Annotated in this window: 12 protein-coding genes; 7 read left to right on the top strand and 5 right to left on the bottom strand. The window is 71.1% G+C overall.

Annotated elements, in window-relative coordinates; translation table 11 throughout:
* The first annotated feature begins 83 nt into the window (after positions 1-83).
* From EAO77_RS13365 to EAO77_RS13355, 3 genes are all read left to right on the top strand, one after another.
* A complete protein-coding gene (locus EAO77_RS13365) occupies positions 84-746 on the top strand; it encodes a response regulator (protein WP_147988214.1) in 663 nt (220 codons plus the stop codon).
* 50 nt (positions 747-796) lie between these two features.
* Positions 797-1,543, top strand: coding sequence for a Clp protease N-terminal domain-containing protein (locus EAO77_RS13360; RefSeq protein WP_147988213.1), 747 nt, complete (start codon positions 797-799; stop codon positions 1,541-1,543).
* Positions 1,544-1,604: 61 nt separating this feature from the next.
* The gene (locus EAO77_RS13355; RefSeq protein ID WP_147988212.1) at positions 1,605-3,149 is read left to right on the top strand and encodes a sensor histidine kinase; all 1,545 of its coding nucleotides are present in this window, start codon (positions 1,605-1,607) and stop codon (positions 3,147-3,149) included.
* 70 nt (positions 3,150-3,219) lie between these two features.
* On the opposite strand, the gene EAO77_RS13350 is transcribed toward EAO77_RS13355, so the two are convergent.
* Positions 3,220-4,665 carry an NCS2 family permease gene (locus tag EAO77_RS13350; RefSeq protein WP_147988211.1) on the bottom strand — a complete coding sequence of 482 codons (1,446 nt, stop codon included), beginning with the start codon at positions 4,663-4,665 and terminating at the stop codon, positions 3,220-3,222.
* 276 nt (positions 4,666-4,941) lie between these two features.
* Between EAO77_RS13350 and EAO77_RS13345 the strand changes: the two genes are divergently transcribed.
* On the top strand, positions 4,942-5,619 hold the full coding sequence (locus EAO77_RS13345) for a helix-turn-helix domain-containing protein (RefSeq protein WP_147988210.1): 678 nt from the start codon (positions 4,942-4,944) through the stop codon (positions 5,617-5,619).
* A gap of 81 nt (positions 5,620-5,700) precedes the next feature.
* On the opposite strand, the gene EAO77_RS13340 is transcribed toward EAO77_RS13345, so the two are convergent.
* The 4 genes from EAO77_RS13340 to glgP all read right to left on the bottom strand — a co-directional run bounded on the left by EAO77_RS13340 (position 5,701) and on the right by glgP (position 16,626).
* The gene (locus tag EAO77_RS13340; RefSeq protein WP_147988209.1) at positions 5,701-6,378 is read right to left on the bottom strand and encodes a DUF6193 family natural product biosynthesis protein; all 678 of its coding nucleotides are present in this window, start codon (positions 6,376-6,378) and stop codon (positions 5,701-5,703) included.
* Between the two features lie 28 nt (positions 6,379-6,406).
* Positions 6,407-8,098, bottom strand: a complete 1,692-nt coding sequence (locus tag EAO77_RS41320) for a polymorphic toxin-type HINT domain-containing protein (protein ID WP_410088543.1) — start codon at positions 8,096-8,098, stop codon at positions 6,407-6,409.
* A 2,509-nt stretch (positions 8,099-10,607) separates the two neighbouring features.
* A complete protein-coding gene (locus tag EAO77_RS39955) occupies positions 10,608-13,310 on the bottom strand; it encodes a hypothetical protein (protein ID WP_261993887.1) in 2,703 nt (900 codons plus the stop codon).
* 652 nt (positions 13,311-13,962) lie between these two features.
* Complete coding sequence (glgP, locus tag EAO77_RS13330) at positions 13,963-16,626, bottom strand: alpha-glucan family phosphorylase (protein WP_147988208.1); 2,664 nt, start codon at positions 16,624-16,626, stop codon at positions 13,963-13,965.
* Between the two features lie 355 nt (positions 16,627-16,981).
* Here glgP and EAO77_RS13325 point away from each other — a divergent pair, with 355 nt between their 5' ends.
* The 3 genes from EAO77_RS13325 to EAO77_RS13315 all read left to right on the top strand — a co-directional run bounded on the left by EAO77_RS13325 (position 16,982) and on the right by EAO77_RS13315 (position 22,429).
* Positions 16,982-19,090 carry an alpha-1,4-glucan--maltose-1-phosphate maltosyltransferase gene (locus tag EAO77_RS13325; protein WP_147988207.1) on the top strand — a complete coding sequence of 703 codons (2,109 nt, stop codon included), beginning with the start codon at positions 16,982-16,984 and terminating at the stop codon, positions 19,088-19,090.
* Positions 19,087-20,865, top strand: coding sequence for a maltose alpha-D-glucosyltransferase (treS, locus tag EAO77_RS13320; protein WP_147988206.1), 1,779 nt, complete (start codon positions 19,087-19,089; stop codon positions 20,863-20,865). The genes EAO77_RS13325 and treS overlap by 4 nt, the downstream gene beginning before the upstream one ends.
* A 184-nt stretch (positions 20,866-21,049) precedes the next feature.
* Positions 21,050-22,429, top strand: coding sequence for a maltokinase N-terminal cap-like domain-containing protein (locus EAO77_RS13315; RefSeq protein WP_147988205.1), 1,380 nt, complete (start codon positions 21,050-21,052; stop codon positions 22,427-22,429).
* Positions 22,430-22,483: the final 54 nt, after the last annotated feature.

Raw genomic sequence — 22,483 nt, 5'->3', positions numbered from 1 at the left:
CCGCACACCACCGAGGAACCGGCCGCCCGGGGCGCCCCACGCACCCCGGGCGGCCGCGCGCCGTCCCGTCGTACAGTGACCGGATGATCAGGGTGCTGCTGGCCGACGACGAGGCGCTGATGCGGGCCGGCGTACGGGCGGTGCTCGGCGCGGATCCCGGGATCGAGGTGGTCGCGGAGGCCGCCGACGGCCGGGAGGCGGTGGCCCTCGCCCTCGCCCACCGGCCGGACGTCGCCCTGCTGGACGTCCGGATGCCCCGCCTGGACGGTCTGGCGGCGGCCGAGGAGCTGCGCCGGGCGGCGCCGGAGACCGCCGTCGTGATGCTGACGACGTTCTCCGAGGACGAGTACATCGACCGGGCGCTCGGCTGCGGCGCGGCAGGCTTCCTCCTCAAGTCCGGGGACCCGCGCGAGCTGATCGCGGGGGTGCGGGCCGTGACCGAGGGCGCCGCGTTCCTCTCCCCCGTGATCGCCCGCCGGGTCATCGACCGTCTGGGCACGGACCGCCTGACCCGCGGCGCCGCGGCACGGGCGGCGCTGGAGCCGCTGACGGGACGGGAGCGGGAGGTGGTCGCGCTGGTCGGCGCGGGGCTGTCGAACGCGGAGATCGCCGCGCGGCTGCATGTCGTGGAGAGCACGGTCAAGGCCCATGTCAGCGCCGTGCTGGGGAGGTCGGGGCTGCGCAACCGGGTACGGCTCGCGATCCTCGCGTACGAGGCGGGGCTGGTGGAGGAGCCCTCCGCATGATCGTCAACCACGGGTTGACGATGCCATGGGCGTCAACCTAAGGTTGTCGCATGACGGACACCGACCCCGTGCGTCTCACGCACCCCGTGCGGCTCGACGATCTGATCGAAGCCATCAAGAAGGCCCACTCCCAGCCTCTCGACCAGCTGTCCGACGCGGTCATCGCGGCGGACCACCTCGGCGACATCGCCGACCACCTCATCGGCCACTTCGTGGACCAGGCACGCCGCTCCGGCGCCTCCTGGACCGAGATCGGCACCTCGATGGGGGTCACCAAGCAGGCCGCCCAGAAGCGGTTCGTCACCAAGCAGTCCGACCAGCCGCTCGACCTCGACCCGAGCCAGGGCTTCGCCCGCTTCACCCCCCGGGCCAGGAACGTCGTCGCGGCGGCCGCCAACGAGGCCCTCGCGGCCCGCAACGCCCTCGTCGGCCCCGAGCACCTCGTCCTCGGCCTGCTCGCCGAGCCCGACGGCCTCGCCGTGAAGGCGCTCGCCGCCCAGGGCGCCGACCCGGAGGCGATCCGCGCCTCGGCCGGCGCCGCGCTCCCGCCGGCAGCCGACGAACTCCCGGAGATCGCCCCGTACGACGCGCGCGCCCGCAAGGTGCTGGAACTGACCTTCCGTGAGGCACTGCGCCTCGGGCACAACTACATCGGCACCGAACACATCCTGCTCGCCCTGCTGGAGGCGGAGGACGGCAGCGGTCCGCTGGCGTCGCTCGGCGTCGGCAAGGACGCCGCCGAGCAGTGGCTCACCGACACCCTCGCGGCGTTCATGGCGGCGAAGCAGCAGCAGTAGCCGGCCGATCCCCCACTTTCGTCGGGGGCCCCGGGCGCGGGGTCCCTGACAGGGTGGGGGCATGCGCAGAGAGAACACCCGCGAAGTACTCGCCGACCTGGCGCTGTGGGCGGTGCTCGCCCTCTGCGTCCTGCTGCGCTCCGACCCGAACGACGGCGGCTCGTGGTGGTGGGTCGCGGCGGGCGTCCCGCTCCTGGGCGTCGCCGTGCTGCTGTGCCGCGGCGCGCCCCTGGTGTCCCTCGGCATCGCCGTCGTGCTCAGCGCCTGGCAGACGCCCGAGCTGTTCACCGCGTCCTACGCCCCGGCCATGGCCGCCTTCGGCTACCTCTCCGGCAGGCGCACCGCCACGGCCCGCCCGGCGCTGCTCACCTTCGCCACCGTCGCGGCGGCCGGGCTCGCCCTGTGCCTGGCCCTCAGCGATCTGTGGAGCTGGTTCGCCCTTCTGGTCACCCTGCTGCTGGTGGTCGTCGTCCCGTGGCTGTCCGGCCGCTACGTCCGCCAGTACGCCCAGCTGGTCTCGACGGGCTGGCGGCTGGCCGAGCACATGGAACGCGAACGCGAGGCCGCCGCCGACCGCGAACGGCTGCGTGAACGCTCCCGCATCGCCGGGGACATGCACGACTCCCTCGGCCACGACCTGTCCCTGATCGCGGTCCGGGCCGCGGCCCTGGAGGTCGACGCGAGCCTCGGCGAGCGGCAGCGGCAGGCGGCGCGCGAGCTCCGTCAGGCGGCCGCCGACGCGACGGGCCGGCTGCGCGACATCGTCGGCGTGCTCCGCGAGGACGGCGCCCCGGCGCCGACCGCGCCGAACGGGGAGACCGTGGCCGCCCTCGTCGAACGGGCCCGGGACGCGGGCCTCGACGTCACCCTGGACGAGAACGCCGCCCCGGCACCGCCGCCGCCGATGACGGCCCTGGCGGTCCACCGGGTGGTCCAGGAATCCCTGACCAACGCGGCCAAGCACGCGCCGGGCGCGCCGGTGCGGGTGTCCGTGGCGTACGCGGCGGGCGCCGTCACCGTCACCGTCACGAGCGGCCCCGGAGCCGCCCGGACCCCGCCGGCCGTCTCCGGAGGCACGGGCCTGATCGGTCTCGACGAACGCGTGCGCCTGGCCGGCGGCACCCTCGCCCACGGCCCCGGCGACGGCGGCTTCACCGTCACCGCCCGGCTCCCGCTGACGGCCGGCGCCCTCCCCGCGGCACCCGCACCCACCACGGCCGGCGAACTCCACGACGCCCGGCGCCGGGTGCGCCGCAACCTCCTCCAGGCCGTCACCGTCCCGCTCGCCGCCGGGCTGGCGCTCGCCCTGCTGATCCTGGGCTTCCGCTTCTGGAGCGACTCCCGCACGGTGATGGACCCGGCGCAGTACGACGCCCTGCGCGTCGGCGACACCCGCGCCGACGTCCTGCGCCGTCTCCCCCGGCTGTCCCTGGACGGCCCGCCCGCGGGCGTCGAGCCGGAACCGGCGGGGGCGGGGTCCTGCGAGTACTACCGGGCGGAGAGGTACGAGACCACACCGGCGTACCGGCTCTGCTTCAAGGACGGCCGTCTGGCGTCGAAGACGGTCGTCACGGACGTGGAGAACGAGGAGGACCGTCCCCGGTGACACCGGGGACGGTCCTCGCCCTCCCGACGGACCGGACGGACCCCCGCGGGGGCCGCCGGCGGCGGTCAGGTCACTTCATGCCGAGCAGCTGCTCCACCGGGTCGATGGCGAAGTAGACGAGGAAGAGCGCCGCGGTGCCCCACAGCAGCCAGTGCACCTCGCGCGCCTTGCCCAGGCACGCCTTGATGACGACGTAGGCGATGAAGCCGGCGCCGATGCCGTTGGTGATCGAGTAGGTGAACGGCATGACGACGATGGTGAGGAACGCGGGGACGGCGACCTCGTAGCGGTCCCACTCGATGTGCTTGACCTGCGTCATCATCAGGAAGCCGACCGCGACGAGGGCCGGGGCCGCGGCCTGCATCGGCACGATCGTCAGCAGCGGCGCGAGGAACAGCGCCAGCGCGAACACACCGCCGGTGATGATGTTGGCGAAGCCGGTCCGCGCGCCTTCACCGACACCCGCCGCGGACTCGATGTAGGTGGTGGCGGACGAGGAAGAGGACGCGCCACCGGCGACGGCGGCCGCGCCGTCGATCAGCAGCACACGGCCGAGACCCGGGACCTGACCGCGCTCGTCGAGCAGTCCGGCCTCCGCGGTGACGCCGACGACGGTGCCCATGGTGTCGAAGAAGTCCGAGAGGATCAGGGTGAAGACGATCAGGACGACCGTCAGCACACTGACCTGACCGAACGCGCCGAACAGGTCGAAGTTGCCCAGCAGCCCGAAGTCCGGCGCCGCGAAGATCTCGTCGGGCAGGGACGGCGTGGTCAGACCCCAGGACTTGATGTCGGCGACGGCGTTGACGATCACGGCGAGGACCGTCATCACGACGATGCTGATGAGGATGGCGCCCTTCACCTTGCGGGCGAGCAGGACGATCGTCAGGAGCACGCCCAGGCAGAAGACGAGCATGGGCCAGCCGGTGAGCGTGCCGGTGCCGAGCTGCACGGGCACGGTGGTGTTGGCGACGTCCGGGATACGGGTGACGAAGCCGGCGTCCACGAAGCCGATGAAGGCGATGAAGAGGCCGATGCCGACGCTGATGGCCTGCTTGAGTGGTTGCGGGATGGCGTGCATGACCGCCTCGCGCAGGCCGGTCACGACCAGCACGCAGATCAGCAGACCTTCGAGCACGATGAGGCCCATGGCGTCGTCCCAGGCCATCAGCGGGGCGACCTGGAAGGCGACGACGGCGTTGATGCCGAGACCGGCGGCGAGGGCCAGCGGCAGGTTGCCGCCGACGCCCATGATGATGGTCATGACCGCGGCCACCAGGGCGGTTGCGGTCACCAACTGGCCGGCGTCGAGCTGGTCGCCGAACTTGTCCTTGGCACTGCTCAGGATGATCGGGTTGAGCACCAGGATGTACGCCATCGTGAAGAACGTGGCGAATCCACCACGTATCTCACGGCCGATGGTCGAGCCGCGTTCGGTGATGCGGAAGAACCGGTCGAGCGGGCCACCGTCTCTGTTGGGTGGCGCGTCGACCGTGGGGGTCGCGCTGTTCTGCATGAGGGCGTCTCCTGGGACTGCGGATGAGGATCGGGGACAGTCGGCGCGGCGGGGAAAGCGCATGCGCGCGCGTCGTACGAACGCACATACGGCCCCCCGCGGAGCGGATCATACGCGCCACGCCGCAAACCTCAACTGACTCGATTTACAGGCAACTTGATGGTAGGGGGCACGTTCTGTACGTTCCTACAGAATCGAACACGACCTACTCCACAAAGCGGGATGCAGGCGACGGCGGCCGTGGAGTAGCCGGCTGTGACGGCCTACTCTCAGCGCGTGCATCCACCGCTCCCCTTCAACGCGCGCGCCGCCCGGTTTCTGCGCGAGAAACTCGGGATGGCCCACGGCCACGTCGCCTACGGCATGCGCGCCTCCTACGGCATGAACCACATCACCCCCGAGCACGTCGCGGCATGGGAACGCGGCACCGCTCTGCCCACCTCCGACGAACTCGCCGCCCTCGCGGGCGCGCTGTGGTGCGGTCCCGGCGAACTCATGGGCCGCCCACGGACCCTGCACGAACACCGTCTCGCCCGGGGCCTTCCCGCCGAGGACGTGGCACGGGCGGTCGGGCTCCGCGTCGACGACTACCTCCACATCGAGGAGACCGGCCGATGGACCGGCGACCAGCGCCAGTCCGCCGCCCTCGGTGAGGTACTCGCCCTCCCCCCGCAGGACTTCGTGGCCATCACCGGCCTCGAGGACGAACTCACCCGCCTCCTCACCGAGGCCGTCTCCACCCGCTGGCAGGCCCACGTCCGCGCCATCGCCAAGCACCTGGGCATGGACAAGCGCGACCTCAAGGAGACCCTGCGCGCCATGCACCAGGAGTACCAGACCCTCATCACGGCCACCCTCAGCCGGGCCGGCGGCAGCACCGCCTCCGGCGAGGACGGACGGCGGTACCTGGAGGGGATCGTGGAGCGCTTCTGGGAGGGGCTGGGGAAGGACTGAGACCGGGCGTCACGACCGCTTACGCGAAAGGGCCGCCCCCGGGGAACCGGGGGCGGCCCTTGTGACGCGAGGACGCGCGTCTCAGTCGTCGGTCAGGCGGCGTGCCGCCGCCTCGACCGCCTCGGCGGGCGAGGCGGCGACTTCGCCGGGCCCGGAACTGCGGGTGTCGGTCACCCGGTACGCCTTGTCCTCGGGGGCCACGGCGATCGCCCCCGCCTCGGGGTCACCGCCGTCGAGGCCGAGCCTCAGCACACCGTGCGTCAGCACGGGGAAGAACCGGTGGAAGCGCCCGTCCTCGTGGAACGCCGTGACCAGGGCCCGCTCGTCCGCGTGCACTTCCGCGGTGCGCAGCCAGTCCCACTGCGCGCGGGTGACGTCGCCGGCTTCACGGGCCCTGGCCAGCCGCCCCGGCGTCATGAACGGGAAGCGCGCGGCGAAATCGTCCACCGGCATCCCGCCCCGCCACGCCGCGATCGCGTCGACCAGCGAATCCAGCTCCTCCGTCGCGCCCTCGGCCCAGACGAACCTGCGCTCGTGGATCCCCAGGAAGAACGTCCGGGACTCCGTGGCGAGGGAGACGCGCAGCGTCCCCCGCCCGGACTCCGTCACCGCCGTGACGGAGTCCGCGCCCGATGCGGACACCGGGTCGACGGGTTCGCCCACGTCGGCCTCCCTGCGACGGGCCACGGACGCGATCGCGTCCGTCAGCCCGCCCATGGCGGCCACGTCCGGGTACAGCCCGGGATCGATGGCACTCACTGCGTCGGGAGCTCCTTTCGCCTCGTGATCAGCACCCGCACGACGGGCCCGGATCGTTGATGTAACCCCTGACGCGTCCGAAGGTCGACCAGTCGGGTTCCGCGATGTCCGTCTCCACCAGGTCGCCCTTGGCGTTGGGTTTGTAGAACTTGATCGAGTCCCAGGACCGCTTGCCGTGCACGACTGCTCTGGCGATCATGCCCATCTCCTTGTCCGTCGCGTAGGGATGGGTGGGGTTGAGTCCGTCCTTCGCCGCTTCCGAGAAGTCCGGAATCCCCTTCATGTTGACATGGAGGCGGACATTGGAGTCCGCGATCGCGGACTCCACGGGCCCCTGCCAGTCCTGCACACCGTCGAAGTGCTTGAAGCCCTTCTTGTTGGCCCACTCGTAGGTGCCCTCGTCCTTCATACCGAGCGCGACGTCGCAGTTGTGCACGAGGAGCGGAGTCGTGCCGGCCAGCACGTAGTAGGCGTGGATGCCCGTGACGGTGAGGTCGTGGGTGCGCTGGCGCTGGTCGAAGTGGCGCGTGTCCGTGACCTCGACCGTGTCGCCCGACGGGGTGCGCAGGGTCATACCGGGCCGCAGGTCGCCCGCTTCGACCCAGGCGCTCTCCGAGACCACCCAGAACGGGTGGGTGACGGTGGCGATCAGCGCCTCCGCCGCCCCGGATCCACCGGTGACGGTGAGGTCGACGAAGTGCTTGTCGTCCTCGGTGACGATGGTGCCCGCGACCTCGCGGACCGTCGTCTCCCCGGTCTCCGGGTCGGTGACGGTCACCTTGTCGCCGAGGACCACGTCCTCGATCGGCTTCGAGGTGCCGTCGGCGAGAAGCACCTTCGTGCCGGGCAGGAAACTGTGGCAGTCGGGCTTCTTCTTCTTGAGCGCCTGGGCCGCCTTCTTCTTGGCTGCGGCCAGTGCGTCCTTGGCCTTGGAGAGCCCGTCCTTGGCCTTGCCGACGGCCTTGTTGGCCTTCCAGAGGTCCTTGACGCCGCCGACGAGATCGCCGACGAGGTTGACGACCCGCTTGGCGAGTTTGGCGCCCTTGGCCCAGTTCCACGGTGCGCCGTACTTCGCGAGGATCTTCCCCGCGAGACCGCCGGCGAAGCTGCCCGCGATGTTCAGCAGCGTCTCGCCGCAGGCGCCCATGTCTCCGCTGGAGACGCAGTCGAGCGCGGCGTCCACGCCCAGGATGTCCCGGGCGATCTTGACGAGCGCCTTGCCCGCGGACTTGATCCGCTGCTTGGCGGCCGACTGCTGGCCCTGCGCGCCGACCAGAGCGGTCTCCGCCCCGGAAACGGCCTTCTCCTCCTGGAAGGTCGGATTCCTGTCCTTGCTGGGGACAGGAAGACCGCCCCGGCACTCGATCAGACCCTGGAGGCACTCAGGGATCGCCATGCCGCTCGGGTCGGCGTGGGTCACCGGGCTGTTGTTGGCGTAGGCGTAGCCGTTGATCTGCTGCGGCTGCGTGTAGTCGATGATCGGGTCGACGGAGATGAACTTGCCGATCACCGCGTCGTACTCACGCGCGCCGAGATGGGTCAGGCCGGTCGACTTGTCGATGGTGCCGCCGACGAAACCCTTCTCGCCCGGCCAGGTGCCGGTCGCCGTGCCGCGCTCGACACCGTAGGGGTCGAAGCGGCGCTGGGTCACCGAGCCGGTCGCCGCGTCGACGGCAAGTTCTCCCGTGCCGTGGTGGTCGGCCGCGATGAACGAGACCATGCCGTCGTCGGTGCGCACGGCGACGCTCTGACCGGCGTGCGCGTAGTAGCGGGTCGCCGACTTCTTGCCGCCGTCGGCGGAGAGCTTCAGCTCCATCCCCGGCAGATAGACCGTCGTACCGGTCTTGTCCTTGCGCTGGACCCGGTTGCCGTCGCTGTCGTAGAGATAGGCCGTCTCGGACCCGTCGGCCTCCTTCGCCTTGGTGAGCTTCCCGGCGTCGGTCCACTCCAGCGTCTGCGCGTCACCGCCGATGGTGCGCTTGGTGGTGTTGCCTGCGTCGTCGTACTCGTACGTCGACTGCCGGTCGCCGGTCGGGGTGTTCTCGACGACCTTGGTGACCTGGTGCGGTCCGTCGCCGAGCGCGCCCGCGCCGCCGTAGGTGAAGGTGCGGGTGATGTTCTTCGCCGGGTTCAGCCCGGTGTCGTGCACCGTCTCCGAGGTCCGGTTGCCGATGGCGTCCGTGACGTAGGACTTCCAGTACGGTGCCGGGCCGCCGAGCGCCTTCGCGCCGGGGGCGGACTGGCACACCGTCGGAGAAGACCCTTCGACGGGCGCGACCGACCCGGTGGTACCGCCACCGGCCGCCTCGGCCGCGGTCGCCGACGGGGTCCACGCCTCGGCCAGACGCTTTCGGGCGTCGTAGCCGAAGCACTGCACGTCCGGCGTCGCGGTGTCGGACGTGTCGGCGATCGACAGGACGTTGCCCGCCTGGTCATAGGAGTAGTGCGACTGCTTCACCGGCGCCGGGGCACCGTAGACGTCCACCGTGGAACTGCGCAGACGGTCGGTTCCGGTCTCGTAGTCGAACGTCTGCCAGACCTTCTTGCCGCCTGTGTTCAGCTCCAGCTGGAGCATGTGGCTCTGGTTCGAGTAGACCGTGTTCGTGACGTACGGCGTCGAACCGGTCAGCGTCGTCGGGCGCTGGAGATCGTCGTACCCGCTGACCAGTACCTCGGCCGGCAGACCGCCCGCAGCAGGCAGGCCGTTGGACTGCACCGTGCCGTCACGGTTGTAGGCCGCCGTGAAGGTGTACGTCCCTGCGAGGTCCCCCTGGGACGCGGGCACCACATAGTCGGTCCGGAGCGGACGGTAGAAGTCGTCCCAGGTCTGGGTGATGTTCGCGAAGTACTCCGTCGGCGACACGTAGCTCAGCGCGGCGTAGGCCCGACCCAGCAGGCCGGCCTTGTCGTACCGGGTCTCCGTGATCTTGGTACCGGTGTTCGCCTCGCCCTGCCAGGTGGACAGGGTGCGGCCGAGCTTGTCGTAGACGGTGGAGATCTTCTTGCCCCGCCCGTCGGTCGCCGACACGGGGCGGTCGAGGCCGTCGTACTGGGTCGTCGACGTCCCTGCGTCCGGGTCCACGCTCTTGGTCTTGCGACCCAGGAGGTCGTACTCGTAGCGCCACTGGTTGCCCTTGGCGTCGGTGACGGTCTCCAGCTGGTTCTTCGCCGTGAAGGTGTACGTGGTGACGTCGTAGCCCAGCAGCGGGTTCGGGGAGTCGCCCTTGTAGTGCCAGATCTCCTTCGTGTTGCCCTTCGCGTCGCTGATCGACGTCGTCGGGACGCCGCCCTGCGGCGGGTCGACGGTGGTGCGCTCGCCGTCATAGCTGGTGGTGGTGCGCCACTGCTCGACACCAGAGACGGCCATGATCTGCGCGGTCGGACGGCCGAGACCGTCGTAGCGCATCAGGGACTGCTGGCCGACCTCGCCGTTGCGGACGATCAGCAGCTCGTCCGAAGCAGCGCCGGCGGCGTTGTAGGTGGCGTTGGTCTGCTTGACCTTGCCGGTGCCGTCGTAGAACGAGTCGGCCACCATCCGGGTGCCGTTCGGGCCCTCGGTCTGGAGCTGGCGCGGGCGCAGCAGGCTGTCGTAGAGCTGGTACTCGGAGCCGTAGGAGCCGTCGTTCTCGATCTTGTCGGACCGGATCGCGGTGACCTTGTCGCGGCGGACGTTGTAGGAGTACTTGATCGACGGCGTCTGCGTCTTCGCCCGGTCCGGGAGCCAGACCGAGGTGAGGCGGCCCAGCCCGTCGTAGGCGAGGTCGGTGCGCTTGCCGTTGGCATCGGTCTGGCCGGCCGACATGCCCCAGGCGGGCAGGTAGTCGGTGGTGGTGACGTGGTTCAGCGCGTTGGTGTTCTTCGTCTGCGAGATCAGACCGTTGACGTCCGTGTAGGCCGTCTTGGTCTCGGCACCGGACGCGTCCTTCTGCGTCAGCGGACGACCGAAGGAGTCATAGGTCGTGGTGCCGGTGACCTGGTAGGTGCCCGTGGTGCCGTTGTGCGCGGTCAGCCGCTCGGTCGTGGTCGCCAGACCCCGGGTCGGGGCCTCGCCGAACGCCTTGCCGTCGTAGGAGGTGCGCTCGTCCGCGTGGACCTGCGTCCTGCGGTCCGGCGTCACGGAGCACTTCACGCCGACCGACTCACTGCGCGACGGCAGGGACAGCAGGTTGGCAGCGGTGTTGTCCGCGTACCAGGTCCGGGTGCAGGTGTCGTCGGACGACGTGGAGACGTCACCCTGGTCGTCGACCTCCACCACCCGGCCGGTGCCGTTGGACGTGTCGTACTTCGTGACCGTCTTCGACTCCAGCCACGACCCACCGGAACGCAGCTCGAAGCCGCGCTCCGTCTCCGTCCGCACGATCGAGGCATGTGCCGTGCCCCAACTGCGGGTCTGGGTGGCCGTCACGGCCTTCCAGGGGGTGGCGATGACCTTGGAGACGACCTTGTCGCCGTTCCAGGTCTGGGCCTCCAGCTGGTGGCCGGTGAACTCCTCCGCGTCGGTGTACTCCGTACCGGTCGAGTCCTTGACCTTGACGGAACGGGTGCCGCCGGCCGGGTCCTTGTCCCCGTCCATGCCCTGCAGGTACGTGTAGTCGATGCGGGTGGACTGCACATCGGCGCTGCCGGAGGTCACGGTGACCTTGCCGTAGCCCTGCCAGCCGCCCCACGTCAGGGAACTCCGCCGGGGTGATGCCGTCGGCCTTGGAGTGCCGCCAGCCGGCCGGACCGTTGTAGGCGTAGCGGGTCACCATCTTGTCGCCGCCGCCGGTGCGGTCGGTCTCGACGATCTCCGCGACGACGTACTTGTGGAACCAGTCGTCGATCGGGTCGATGTTGCCGGGCGCGGCCCACTTGACCGGATAGCAGCGCTTCGTGGACTCACCGGGCTTCGGCAGGGCGGAGGCCGTGCAGTCCGCCGGCGCGAAGTTGATGTCGAGCTGGGCGCCGGTCTCGCTGACCACCGTCACCAGCCGGTGGCGCCGGAAGGGGGCGATGTTGTCGCCCACGGCGTCGACCCGGTTCTCCATCTGCTCGCCGAAGAGGTCGAGCGACGGGACCTTGGCGGTGGTGCCGACCCGGCCCTCGTGGTCGATCTTCGACAGCCACAGGCTCTTGGAGTCGTCACCGTTGTCGAGGAAGGCGTGGGTGAACAGCCAGGCGTCGACGTCCTGGTACTCGGTGGCGCTCTTGCGCATCTGGGTGACGACGGCCTTGAGGCGCTTGGTGGTGAAGAACGTCGGCGAGACCTGGTCGGATCCGCACTTGGTGGAGGCCTTGCACTCCCGGTCCACGGGGACGTCGGGCCAGTGGGAGGCGTTGGCGCCCGTGCGCTTGGACTCGGCGCAGTCGAAGGACGAGTCGGCGAGGCAGCGCTCGGTCACGTCGAAGACCACCCGTGCCGGGGCCTTGGCCGCGTACACCTGGGTGTCGCGCTGACCGTAGTCGATCCGCTTCAGGTGACCGCCGCGGTCGTAGGACGTGCCGTTGACGTCCGTCCTGGCGTTCAGCGCGTAGTGGTTCACCTCCTTGGCGTAGTAGTGCGAGACGACGTTGTCGTGCGGGTCCTTGACGTAGTCGAGGTTCCAGCGCCATGCCTGCTTGCAGTGGGCGGCGGTGAACGTCGCGTTGTGGCAGGGCTCGCCCGAGTCGTCGCCGAAGACCGGCAGCGTCCAGGCGGACTGCGTCTCCTCGTTGCCGGAAGCCCAGCCCGGGAGCCGGTTGAGCCCGAACCAGTACTCCTTGCCGTCCGGGGTGATGATCCGCCAGTGCTCGCCGTCGTTGTCACCGTTGACGGCGCCGGTCAGCTTCTCGACCTTCGAACCGTCGGAGTTCGCCAGCTTCCAGGCTCCCGTGGTGTCGTCCTTGATGATCTGGGACGCGTTGCCGTTCAGCACCACGGTGGCGTTGTCGAAGGCCCAGCACTGCTCGGCGGAGCCGTCGTGGCCGTCGTCGGCGCAGGGCTTGTAGCGACGCTCGACGTAGCCCGACTCGTAGCTGAAGCCCTCGCCGATCCAGGAACCCTGGTTGTTCGTCGCCGAGGTCTGGCCGTCGATCGACTGCGACTGGTACGAGAGCCCGACCGAGGGCGCGAGTCCACCGGCCACCGGCACCGTGCGCATCGGGTACGACCAGGAGAAGCCGCCCGTGGAGCGGGCGACGCTCCAACTGGCGGAGGGGGAGAGGGAGGTCGCCCCGAAGGTGCCCTGCGACGACGAGGAGCCGGCGGCGAGGGCGACGAGCGAGGCCCCCCGGGCCGCCATCGCCGAGGTGCCGTCCGGGTCCGCCGGCGCGGCGGTGACCTCGGCGGATGCCGTGTTGGCCACCGGGTCGTTCACCGTGGGCAACGGTGTGCCGGTGCCGGGGCACGCCTTGCTGCCCGGTGCGGCGAACTCGGCGCAGGCGGGGAGCTGCACCAGGCGCAGCCGGGCGCCGTAGGAGCCGCCGTACGCCTCCTCGAAGGCGGAATAGTCCACGGACAGACGGACCTTGGCGCCGGTCGCGGACTGGTCGGCCCGCTGGACCCGGAGCACGGCGCCCGCCGAGAGGTCCTTCGCGCGCGCCGGGGACAGCACGTCCACCCGGACCTGCGCGGGCGTGGCGGCGGCCGTGCGGGCGCTCCTCGCCCCGGACGCCTTCGCGGACTGCACGGCGGCGACCGAGACGGGCAGGCCGCCGACCTCGACGGGCTTCGGTGAGGCCGCCACCGCGACCTCCCGGCTGCCGCCGGGTGGCAGGACGGCCTTGTCCAGCCGGGTGACGACGGCCTTCCGGGCCGGATCGGGCGGTCGCGGCGCGGACTTGGCGTTCCGGCCCTCGACCGGATCGGTCTCCTGGACCCCGGGCCGTCCCCGGCCGGGATCCGCCGCGGGTACGGCGTGGACCGCAGTGCCGGTCAGGGCGACGGTCAGTCCCAGGGCGGTCGCTGCAAGCAACCGCCCTGGTATGTGCCGGTTCAGCAACCGGCCACGGAATGGCATCACGTGTCTCCGCACGTCGAGAGGGACTGAGGTGGTGGAATCGGCCGGCGGGCAGCGGAACCGGTGCCGTCGGCCGGGGTCTCAGCGTTCCGGGGTGCCCGGCCGTCCGGATTCCGGCAGCCGGGCGGCGGCACCGAGGTGCGAACGTGCCCGGGTGGTGGCGGTGGGGGTGCGCCGGCCGCCCGGCACCGGGGTGCCGCCGTGTCCTCGGGCCGCAGAGCGGCCCGAGGACACGGCGTCCCGCCTTTCGGGCATGTCGCAGCCCGTCCCCCTACGCGGCATGTTCCCCCACCCCGCATCGCCCCCACGGCTCAGCGGCCGCACAGAGGTCCCCAGTTGAGCAACCGTCAGCACCCTCGATCCCACCCCCCGAGGGCCCACGGAAGCGGAACGGGACTATTCCACGCGCTCCGACGGCGTTCAAGATCACAAGTCCGACATGGACTCATCGGTCAGCATCACGGCTTCGTCACACTGGGCACACGACAAGGTCATCGTTCTGCCACGCCCTGTGCACCGGAGGACGGTCGTGGGGTGCGCCGCACACGACGAAGGCGCGGCGCTCGCCCCCGAGCACCGCGCCTGGTCGCGTGGGAACGCGCCGCCGTCAGCGCAGCACGAGACCCGCCTCGGCGCCCGGGGGCTCGGAGAGCTCCGCCGGCAGGGCCACGAGGCCCATGTCCGCGCCCGTCGGGATGAGCCGGTGGGCGGGCAGCACCCGCACGGTGTAGCCGAACGGTCCGGTGCGGTCGAGGGCCAGCGGGCCCTCGTAGACCCAGCGCCCCTCCAGGTCGGGACCGCCGGCCGGCTTCAGCGGGAACGTCCGGGTGTCGCGCAGGGCGTCGTCGGGGTCCACCCTGCCCGCGACGACCTGCACCTCCACGTCGTCGGGCCCGAGTTCGCCGAGCGTGGCCTGGACCCGGAGCGTGAGCGTCGAGCCGAGCCCCGCGGTCGGCGCGCCGCCGGTGGCCGCGTCCTGGTCGACGGCCTCCACATGGTCGACCGTGACCGCCGGCCACGCGGCCCGCACCCTGGCCTTCCACCCCGCGAGCTCCTCCGCGCCGGCCGCGTCGAGCGCGCGGTGGGCATCGGCGGCCGGTGCGTAGAGCCGCTCCACGTACTCGCGGACCATGCGCCCGGCGAGCACCTTGGGGCCGAGGGTCGTCAGGGTGCGGCGGACCATGTCGATCCAGCGGTCCGGCAGACCGCCGCCGCCCTCCTCGTAGAAGCGCGGCGCGATGCGCTCCTCGATGAGCGTGTAGAGGGCCGCCGCCTCCAGCTCGTCACGGCGGTCCTCGTCGGTGGCCTCGCCGTCGGCCGTGGGGATCGCCCAGCCGAAGTCCGGCTCGTACCACTCGTCCCACCAGCCGTCGAGCACCGAGAGGTTGAGGGAGCCGTTGAGCGCCGCCTTCATCCCGCTGGTGCCGCAGGCCTCCAGGGGGCGCAGCGGGTTGTTGAGCCAGACGTCGCAGCCGGGGTAGAGCTTCTTCGCCATCGCCATGCCGTAGTCGGGCAGGAAGACGATGCGATGGCGCACCCGCGGATCGTCGGTGAAGCGGACCAGCTCGCGCACGAGCCGCTTGCCGCCGTCGTCGGCCGGGTGCGCCTTGCCGGCGACGACGATCTGGATCGGGCGGGTGGGGTGGAGCAGCAGCTCGGTGAGCCGCTGCCGGTCGCGCAGCATGAGGGTGAGCCGCTTGTACGAGGGGACCCGGCGGGCGAAGCCGATGGTGAGCACGCCCGGGTCGAGCACCCCGTCGATCCAGCCGAGTTCCGCGGCTCCGGCTCCGCGCTGACGCCATGAGGCACGCAGCCTCTCCCGCACCTCCACCACCAGCTGCTCGCGCAGCGAGCGGCGCAGCTCCCAGATCTCGGCGTCGGGGATGTCCGCGACGGCGTCCCACCGGGGCGACCCGCCCACCGAGAGCGCGTCCTCGGCCCGGCCCGGTCCGAGCCGGCGGGCACCGAGGCGGAAGACCTCGGGCGCGACCCAGGTGGGAGCGTGGACGCCGTTGGTGACCGAGGTGATGGGCACGTCGGCGGCGTCGAATCCCGGCCAGAGGCCGGCGAACATCTCCCGGCTGACCGCGCCGTGCAGTTCGGAGACGCCGTTGGCGCGCTGGGCGAGCCGCAGCCCCATCACGGCCATGTTGAACACGCCGGTGTGGCCGCCGGCGTAGCTCTCCGTCCCCAGCTGGAGGATGCGGTCCACCGGCACGCCGGGCAGCTCGGCGCCGTCGGCGAAGTGCCGGGCGACGAGGTCGCGGTCGAAGCGGTCGATGCCGGCGGGCACGGGCGTGTGGGTGGTGAACACCGTGCCCGCGCGCACCGCCTCCAGGGCGGCGTCGAATCCGAGCCCGGGGCTGTCGCCCAGCTCGCGGATGCGTTCGAGCCCGAGGAAACCGGCATGGCCCTCGTTGGTGTGGAAGACCTCGGGTGCGGGGTGTCCGGTGAGACGGCACCAGGTGCGCACGGCGCGGACGCCGCCGATGCCGAGGAGCATCTCCTGGAGCAGCCGGTGCTCGCTGCCCCCGCCGTACAGCCGGTCGGTGACGTCACGGGCGCCGGGGCCGTTGTCCTCGACGTCGGAGTCGAGCATCAGCAGCGGGACCCGGCCGACCTGGGCGACCCAGATGTGGGCGTGCAGCAGGCGCCCCGCGGGCAGGGCGAGGGTGACCCGGGCGGGGCTGCCGTCCTCCTCGCGCAGCAGCGAGAGGGGCAGTTCGTTGGGGTCGAGCACCGGATAGTGCTCCTGCTGCCAGCCGTCGCGCGAGAGCGACTGCCGGAAGTAGCCGTGGCGGTAGAGCAGGCCGACGCCGATCAGCGGGACGCCGAGGTCGCTGGCCGCCTTGAGGTGGTCGCCGGCCAGGATGCCGAGGCCGCCCGAGTACTGCGGGAGGGCGGCGGTGACGCCGAACTCGGGCGAGAAGTACGCGATGGCCGCGGGGAACTCCGGGGCGTCCTCGCCGCCGCCGGCGCTCTGGTACCACCTGCGGCCGTGCAGGTAGTCGTCCAGGTCGTCGGCCGCCGCGGCGAGCCGGCGCAGGAAGCGGCGGTCCTTGGCCAGTTCGGCCATCCGGGCGGCGGACACGCCGCCGAGCAGACGCACGGGGTCGCCCGCCGCGGCCTGCCATCCCTCGGGGTCGACGGAACGGAACAGCTCTTGGGTCTCGGTGTGCCAGGACCAGCGCAGATTCCGCGCCAGGCCGCTGAGCGGTCGCAGGGGTTCGGGGAGGACGGGGCGGACGGTGAAACGACGAATGGCCTTCACAGGTCCCACCTTCGCAGGGGATATACGCATCCGAGCGGACGCACGACGCATTTCGTGTCGGACGCCGCCTTTCCGTCGCCGACGAAGCTACCGGGCGCGGGCGCGGCCCCACCACGGCGCACGGGAGCGCCCCGGCGCATCCGTATACACCAGCAGCATGACGGGGTCGGGTTCCGGCCGTGTGACGGCCGGGGTCCCGGAGGTGTGTCTTGTCGGGGCCGCTACGTCCTAGTAGTTAACACATAGCCGGATTGCCCCCCGGGGGACCGGGGGAAGGCTCATCCGGTACGCAAGCGAGCACACCCGACGAACGCATCCTTTCCGTCCACCCGAGTGAACGCGGACTGGAGCCGACATGCCCGCACCCGGCCAGTCACCGACTGAGCAGTTACAAATTAGACACACAGTGCACAATCCGCCCCTTCCTGCTCGTACCGACCTGCCCGCACAGCCCTCAGGTGATGTCGTGAACTCGCTCATTGGCCGTATTCCCGTCCTGGACGTACGCCCGCTCGTCGACTGCGGAAGAAAGCCCGCGAAGGCCGTGGCGGGTGAGACCTTCGAGGTCACCGCCACGGTCTTCCGCGAAGGGCATGACGCGGTCGCCGCCAACGTCGTCCTGCGCGACCCGAAGGGCCGCCCCGGCCCCTTCACCCCGATGCGGGAACTCGCACCGGGCACCGACCGCTGGGGAGCCTTCGTCACTCCGGACGCCGAGGGCGCATGGACGTACACCGTCGAGGCGTGGAGCGACCCGGTCGCCACCTGGCGCCACCACGCGCGGATCAAGATCCCGGCCGGCATCGACACCGAGCTGGTCCTGGCCGAGGGGGCGGCGCTGTACGAGCGCGCCGCCGCCGGGGTGCCGAAGAAGGACGGCCGCGAGGGGGTGCTGGCCGCAGCCGACGCGCTGCGCGACACCGCCCGGCCGGCCGATGCGCGGCTCGCCGCCGCCCTCGCGGACGAGGCCACCGCGGCGCTCGACCGCCACCCCCTGCGCGAACTGGTCAGCAGCTCACCGGCGCTGCCCCTGAAGGTCGAGCGCCGCCGGGCGCTGTACGGGGCCTGGTACGAGCTGTTCCCGCGCTCCGAGGGAGCCGTCGTCGAGGAGGGCAGGCCCCCGGTCTCGGGAACCTTCCGGACGGCGGCCGAGCGGCTGCCCGCCGTCGCGGCGATGGGCTTCGACGTGGTGTACCTGCCGCCGATCCACCCCATCGGCACCACCCACCGCAAGGGACCGGACAATTCCCTGACGGCCGGCCCCGACGACGTGGGCGTGCCCTGGGCGATCGGGTCCGCCGAGGGCGGCCACGACGCCGTCCACCCCGATCTCGGCACGCTCGCCGACTTCGACCACTTCGTGCGGGCGGCGCGGTCGCTGCGCATGGAGGTCGCCCTCGACTTCGCGCTCCAGTGCTCGCCCGACCACCCCTGGGTGAAGGAGCACCCCGAGTGGTTCCGCCACCGGGCCGACGGCTCGATCGCCTACGCCGAGAACCCGCCGAAGAAGTACCAGGACATCTACCCGATCGCCTTCGACGCGGACATGCCCGGCCTGATCGCCGAGACGGTACGGGTGCTGCGGTTCTGGATGGACCGCGGGGTGCGCATCTTCCGCGTCGACAACCCGCACACCAAGCCCGTCGTGTTCTGGGAGAAGGTGATCGCCGAGATCAACGGCGACGACCCCGACGTCATCTTCCTGGCGGAGGCGTTCACCCGGCCGGCGATGATGCACGCGCTGGCGGCCGTCGGCTTCCAGCAGTCGTACACGTACTTCACCTGGCGCAACACCAAGCAGGAGCTGACCGAGTACGTCACGGAGGTGTCCGGCGAGGCCGCCTCGTACATGCGGCCGAACTTCTTCGTGAACACGCCGGACATCCTGCACGCCTACCTCCAGGAGGGCGGCCGTCCGGCCTTCGAGGTGCGCGCGGTGCTCGCCGCCACGATGTCGCCCTCCTGGGGCGTGTACGCGGGGTTCGAGCTGTGCGAGAACGCGCCGCTGCACGCGGGCAGCGAGGAGTACCTCGGCTCCGAGAAGTACCAACTGCGGCCCCGAGACTGGGAGTCGGCGGAGCGCGAGGGCAGGTCCATCACCCCGCTGATCACCGCGCTGAACCGGCTGCGGCGCCGCCACCCCGCCCTGCAGCAGCTGCGCGACGTCCACTTCCACCACACGGACAACGACGCGGTGATCGCCTACTCCAAGCGCAGCGGCCAGGACGTCGTCCTCGTGGTCGCCAACCTCGACCCCCACCACACCCAGGAGGCGACGGTCTCGTTGAACATGCTGCGACTCGGGTTCGAAGAACACGAGACCGTACCGGTGCGCGACGAGCTCACCGGCGAGACCTATCACTGGGGCAGGGCCAACTACGTGCGCCTCGAACCGGGCAAGGCCCCGGCGCACGTCGTCGCCCTGCGACCGTCCCCGCAGACCGGAGGGTCACCCATCTCATGATCGTCAACGAGCCCGTCCCCGACACCTTCGAGGACACCCCCGCCCGCGACCGCGACCCCGACTGGTTCAAGCGCGCCGTCTTCTACGAGGTCCTGGTCCGCTCCTTCCAGGACAGCAACGGCGACGGCGTCGGTGACCTGAAGGGCATCACCGCCAAGCTGGACTATCTCCAGTGGCTCGGCGTGGACTGCCTGTGGCTGCCGCCGTTCTTCAAATCCCCCCTGCGCGACGGGGGTTACGACGTCGCCGACTACACCTCCGTGCTGCCGGAGTTCGGCGACCTGGCCGACTTCGTCGAGTTCGTGGACGCGGCCCACCAGCGCGGCATGCGGGTGATCATCGACTTCGTCATGAACCACACCAGCGATCAGCACGAGTGGTTCCAGCAGTCCCGTTCCGACCCCGAAGGCCCCTACGGCGACTACTACGTCTGGGCGGACGACGACAAGCAGTACCAGGACGCCCGCATCATCTTCGTGGACACCGAGTCGTCCAACTGGACGTTCGACCCGGTACGGAAGCAGTACTACTGGCACCGGTTCTTCTCTCATCAGCCGGACCTCAACTACGAGAACCCGGCCGTGCAGGAGGAGATCATCTCCGCGCTGCGGTTCTGGCTCGATCTCGGGATCGACGGCTTCCGGCTCGACGCGGTGCCGTACCTCTACCAGGAGGAGGGCACCAACTGCGAGAACCTCCCGCGCACCCACTCCTTCCTGAAGCGGGTCCGCAAGGAGATCGACGCGCACTACCCGGACACCGTGCTGCTCGCCGAGGCCAACCAGTGGCCGGAGGACGTCGTCGACTACTTCGGCGACTACGCGGCCGGCGGCGACGAGTGCCACATGGCGTTCCACTTCCCGGTGATGCCGCGCATCTTCATGGCGGTGCGGCGGGAGTCCCGCTACCCGGTCTCCGAGATCCTGGCCAAGACGCCGTCCATCCCGACGAGCTGCCAGTGGGGCATCTTCCTGCGCAACCACGACGAGCTGACGCTCGAGATGGTGACGGACGAAGAGCGCGACTACATGTACGCGGAGTACGCCAAGGACCCGCGGATGCGGGCCAACATCGGGATCCGCCGCCGTCTCGCGCCCCTGCTGGACAACGACCGCAACCAGATCGAGCTCTTCACGGCCCTGCTGCTGTCGCTGCCCGGCTCGCCGATCCTCTACTACGGGGACGAGATCGGCATGGGCGACAACATCTGGCTCGGCGACCGGGACGCGGTGCGCACCCCGATGCAGTGGACGCCGGACCGCAACGCGGGCTTCTCCTCCAGCGACCCCGGCCGGCTGTACCTGCCGACGATCATGGACCCGGTCTACGGCTACCAGGTCACCAACGTCGAGGCGTCGATGTCGTCGCCCTCGTCGCTGCTCCACTGGACCCGCCGGATGATCGAGATCCGCAAGCAGAATCCCGCCTTCGGGCTCGGCTCGTACACGGAACTGCCCTCGTCGAACCCTGCGGTGCTGGCCTTCCTCCGGGAATACCAGGACGACCTGGTGCTGTGCGTGCACAACTTCTCGCGGTTCGCACAGCCGACCGAGCTCGACCTGCGGGCGTTCAACGGACGCCACCCGGTGGAGCTGATCGGCGGGGTGCGCTTCCCGGCGATCGGCCAGTGGCCGTATCTGCTGACGCTGGCCGGCCACGGCTTCTACTGGTTCCGGCTGCGCAAGGACGCCGCGCCCGGCATCGCGCCGGGGACCTCGGCCGGCGCCACGACCGCCCCGGCGGCGGGAGCCGCGGCAGGTGGTCTCACCCCCTGACGGCCCGTGGGGAGAGCCGGGGGCGCGCAGGTCCGAAAACGCACCCTCTGCTCCGGCGGGGCGGTTTCCACCGCCCCGCACCGGGCACTCTCCCCTTCATCCCCGCGCGCCGCCGGACAGCAACCGCTGCAATCCGGGACACTTTGCGCATTCGTGGTGTACCCGGGGAAAGGACGCGATGCCCATGTCGGAGGCTGCTTCCACCCGGACCTCGCCCGCACTACTTGCGTCGCTCGCACCACTGCTGCACACCTGGCTGCCGGCGCAGCGCTGGTTCGCCGGCAAGGGATCACCGGTCACCGGCTTCACCCTCGACCTCGCGACCGAGCTGCTGCCGGTGCGCGGCTCCGGCGGGCCGGGCCTGCTCCATCTGCTCCTGCGGGTCCACCAGCCGGACCGGCCGCCGGGCACCGAGGGCGACTGCTACCAGCTGCTGATCGGCGCCCGGCCCACCCTGCCGCCCGCGCTCGCCCCCGCGCTGATCGGCCACGTCGCCCAGGGCCCGCTGGCCGGACTGACTCTCTACGAGGGGACCCACGACCCCCGCCTCGCGGCGCTGCTGCTGGAACGGCTGCGGACCCCCGGCACGTTGGGGCCCCTGCGCTTCGAGCGGTTCGACGGCTCCACCGCCGTCCCCCGTGACCTGCCGGCCCGCCCGCTGGGGGCCGAGCAGTCCAACTCCTCGCTCGTATACGGCGAGACGTTCATCCTGAAGATCTTCCGCAGGCTCCACCCCGGCTACAACCCGGACCTGGAGCTGCCGCTCGCCCTCGCCCGCGCCGGATGCACCCGGGTCCCCGCGCCCGTGGCCTGGTACCGGTCGTCCGCGCCGGAACCTTTCACCCTGGGCGTTCTCCAGCCCTTCCTGCCCGGTTCGCGCGACGGATGGGTGCTGGCACTCGAATCCCTCGCCGCCGGGCGGTCGTTCCGCGCCGAGGCGCACGAACTGGGGCGCGTGACGGCCGAGGTGCACACCGCGCTCGCCGACGCGCTCCCGGTGGTGAAGCTGAGCGGCGGTCAGGCCGAGCGGCTGGCCGCCACGATGGCCGGGCGGCTGGAGGCGGCCGCCCGTGCGGTGCCCGCCCTCGGCCCGTACGCGCCACGGCTGCTCACGGCCTTCGACGCGGTCGGGGTACTCGGCAGACGCGGCCGCATCTGGGCCGCGCAGCGCGTCCACGGCGATCTGCATCTCGGCCAGATACTGCGAGGCCCCGTGGACACGCCCTGGTCCGTGATCGACTTCGAGGGCGAGCCGGCGAGCCCGCTCACGGAACGCTGCCGTCCCCAGCCCGCCGTCCGCGACGTCGCCGGGATGCTCCGCTCGTTCGACTACGCCGCACGCACCCACCGGCCGTGGAACCCGGCCTGGGCCGAGGCGTGCCGTGACGCCTACTGCACGGGCTACGCGGAGGCCGCGGGCTGCGACCCGCGCGAGGAGCCCGAGCTGCTGCGCGCGTACGAGACGGACAAGGCCGTCTACGAGGCCGTCTACGAGGCACGCCACCGGCCCGACTGGCTGCCGGTCCCGATGGCCGCGATCGAACGTCTCGCGTCGGTCGACTGACCCCCCTCCCCCTCTCCCCCGTCTGACCTTCTCTTTCTCGTGCCCAGGAGGCCG

It is taken from the genome of Streptomyces sp. T39, from assembly GCF_008042045.1.
In the GTDB taxonomy this organism is placed as follows: Bacteria; Actinomycetota; Actinomycetes; order Streptomycetales; family Streptomycetaceae; genus Streptomyces.
This window is presented reverse-complemented; position numbering and strand designations above follow the sequence as displayed.

Coding starts and splice junctions, on each gene's coding strand:
- EAO77_RS13365 (WP_147988214.1), top strand. CDS start 84: ATGATCAGGGTGCTGCTGGCCGACGACGAGGCGCTGATGCGGGCCGGC.
- EAO77_RS13360 (WP_147988213.1), top strand. CDS start 797: ATGACGGACACCGACCCCGTGCGTCTCACGCACCCCGTGCGGCTCGAC.
- EAO77_RS13355 (WP_147988212.1), top strand. CDS start 1,605: ATGCGCAGAGAGAACACCCGCGAAGTACTCGCCGACCTGGCGCTGTGG.
- EAO77_RS13350 (WP_147988211.1), bottom strand. CDS start 4,665: ATGCAGAACAGCGCGACCCCCACGGTCGACGCGCCACCCAACAGAGAC.
- EAO77_RS41320 (WP_410088543.1), bottom strand. CDS start 8,098: ATGGTCTCGTTCATCGCGGCCGACCACCACGGCACGGGAGAACTTGCC.
- EAO77_RS13325 (WP_147988207.1), top strand. CDS start 16,982: ATGCCCGCACCCGGCCAGTCACCGACTGAGCAGTTACAAATTAGACAC.
- treS (WP_147988206.1), top strand. CDS start 19,087: ATGATCGTCAACGAGCCCGTCCCCGACACCTTCGAGGACACCCCCGCC.
- EAO77_RS13315 (WP_147988205.1), top strand. CDS start 21,050: ATGTCGGAGGCTGCTTCCACCCGGACCTCGCCCGCACTACTTGCGTCG.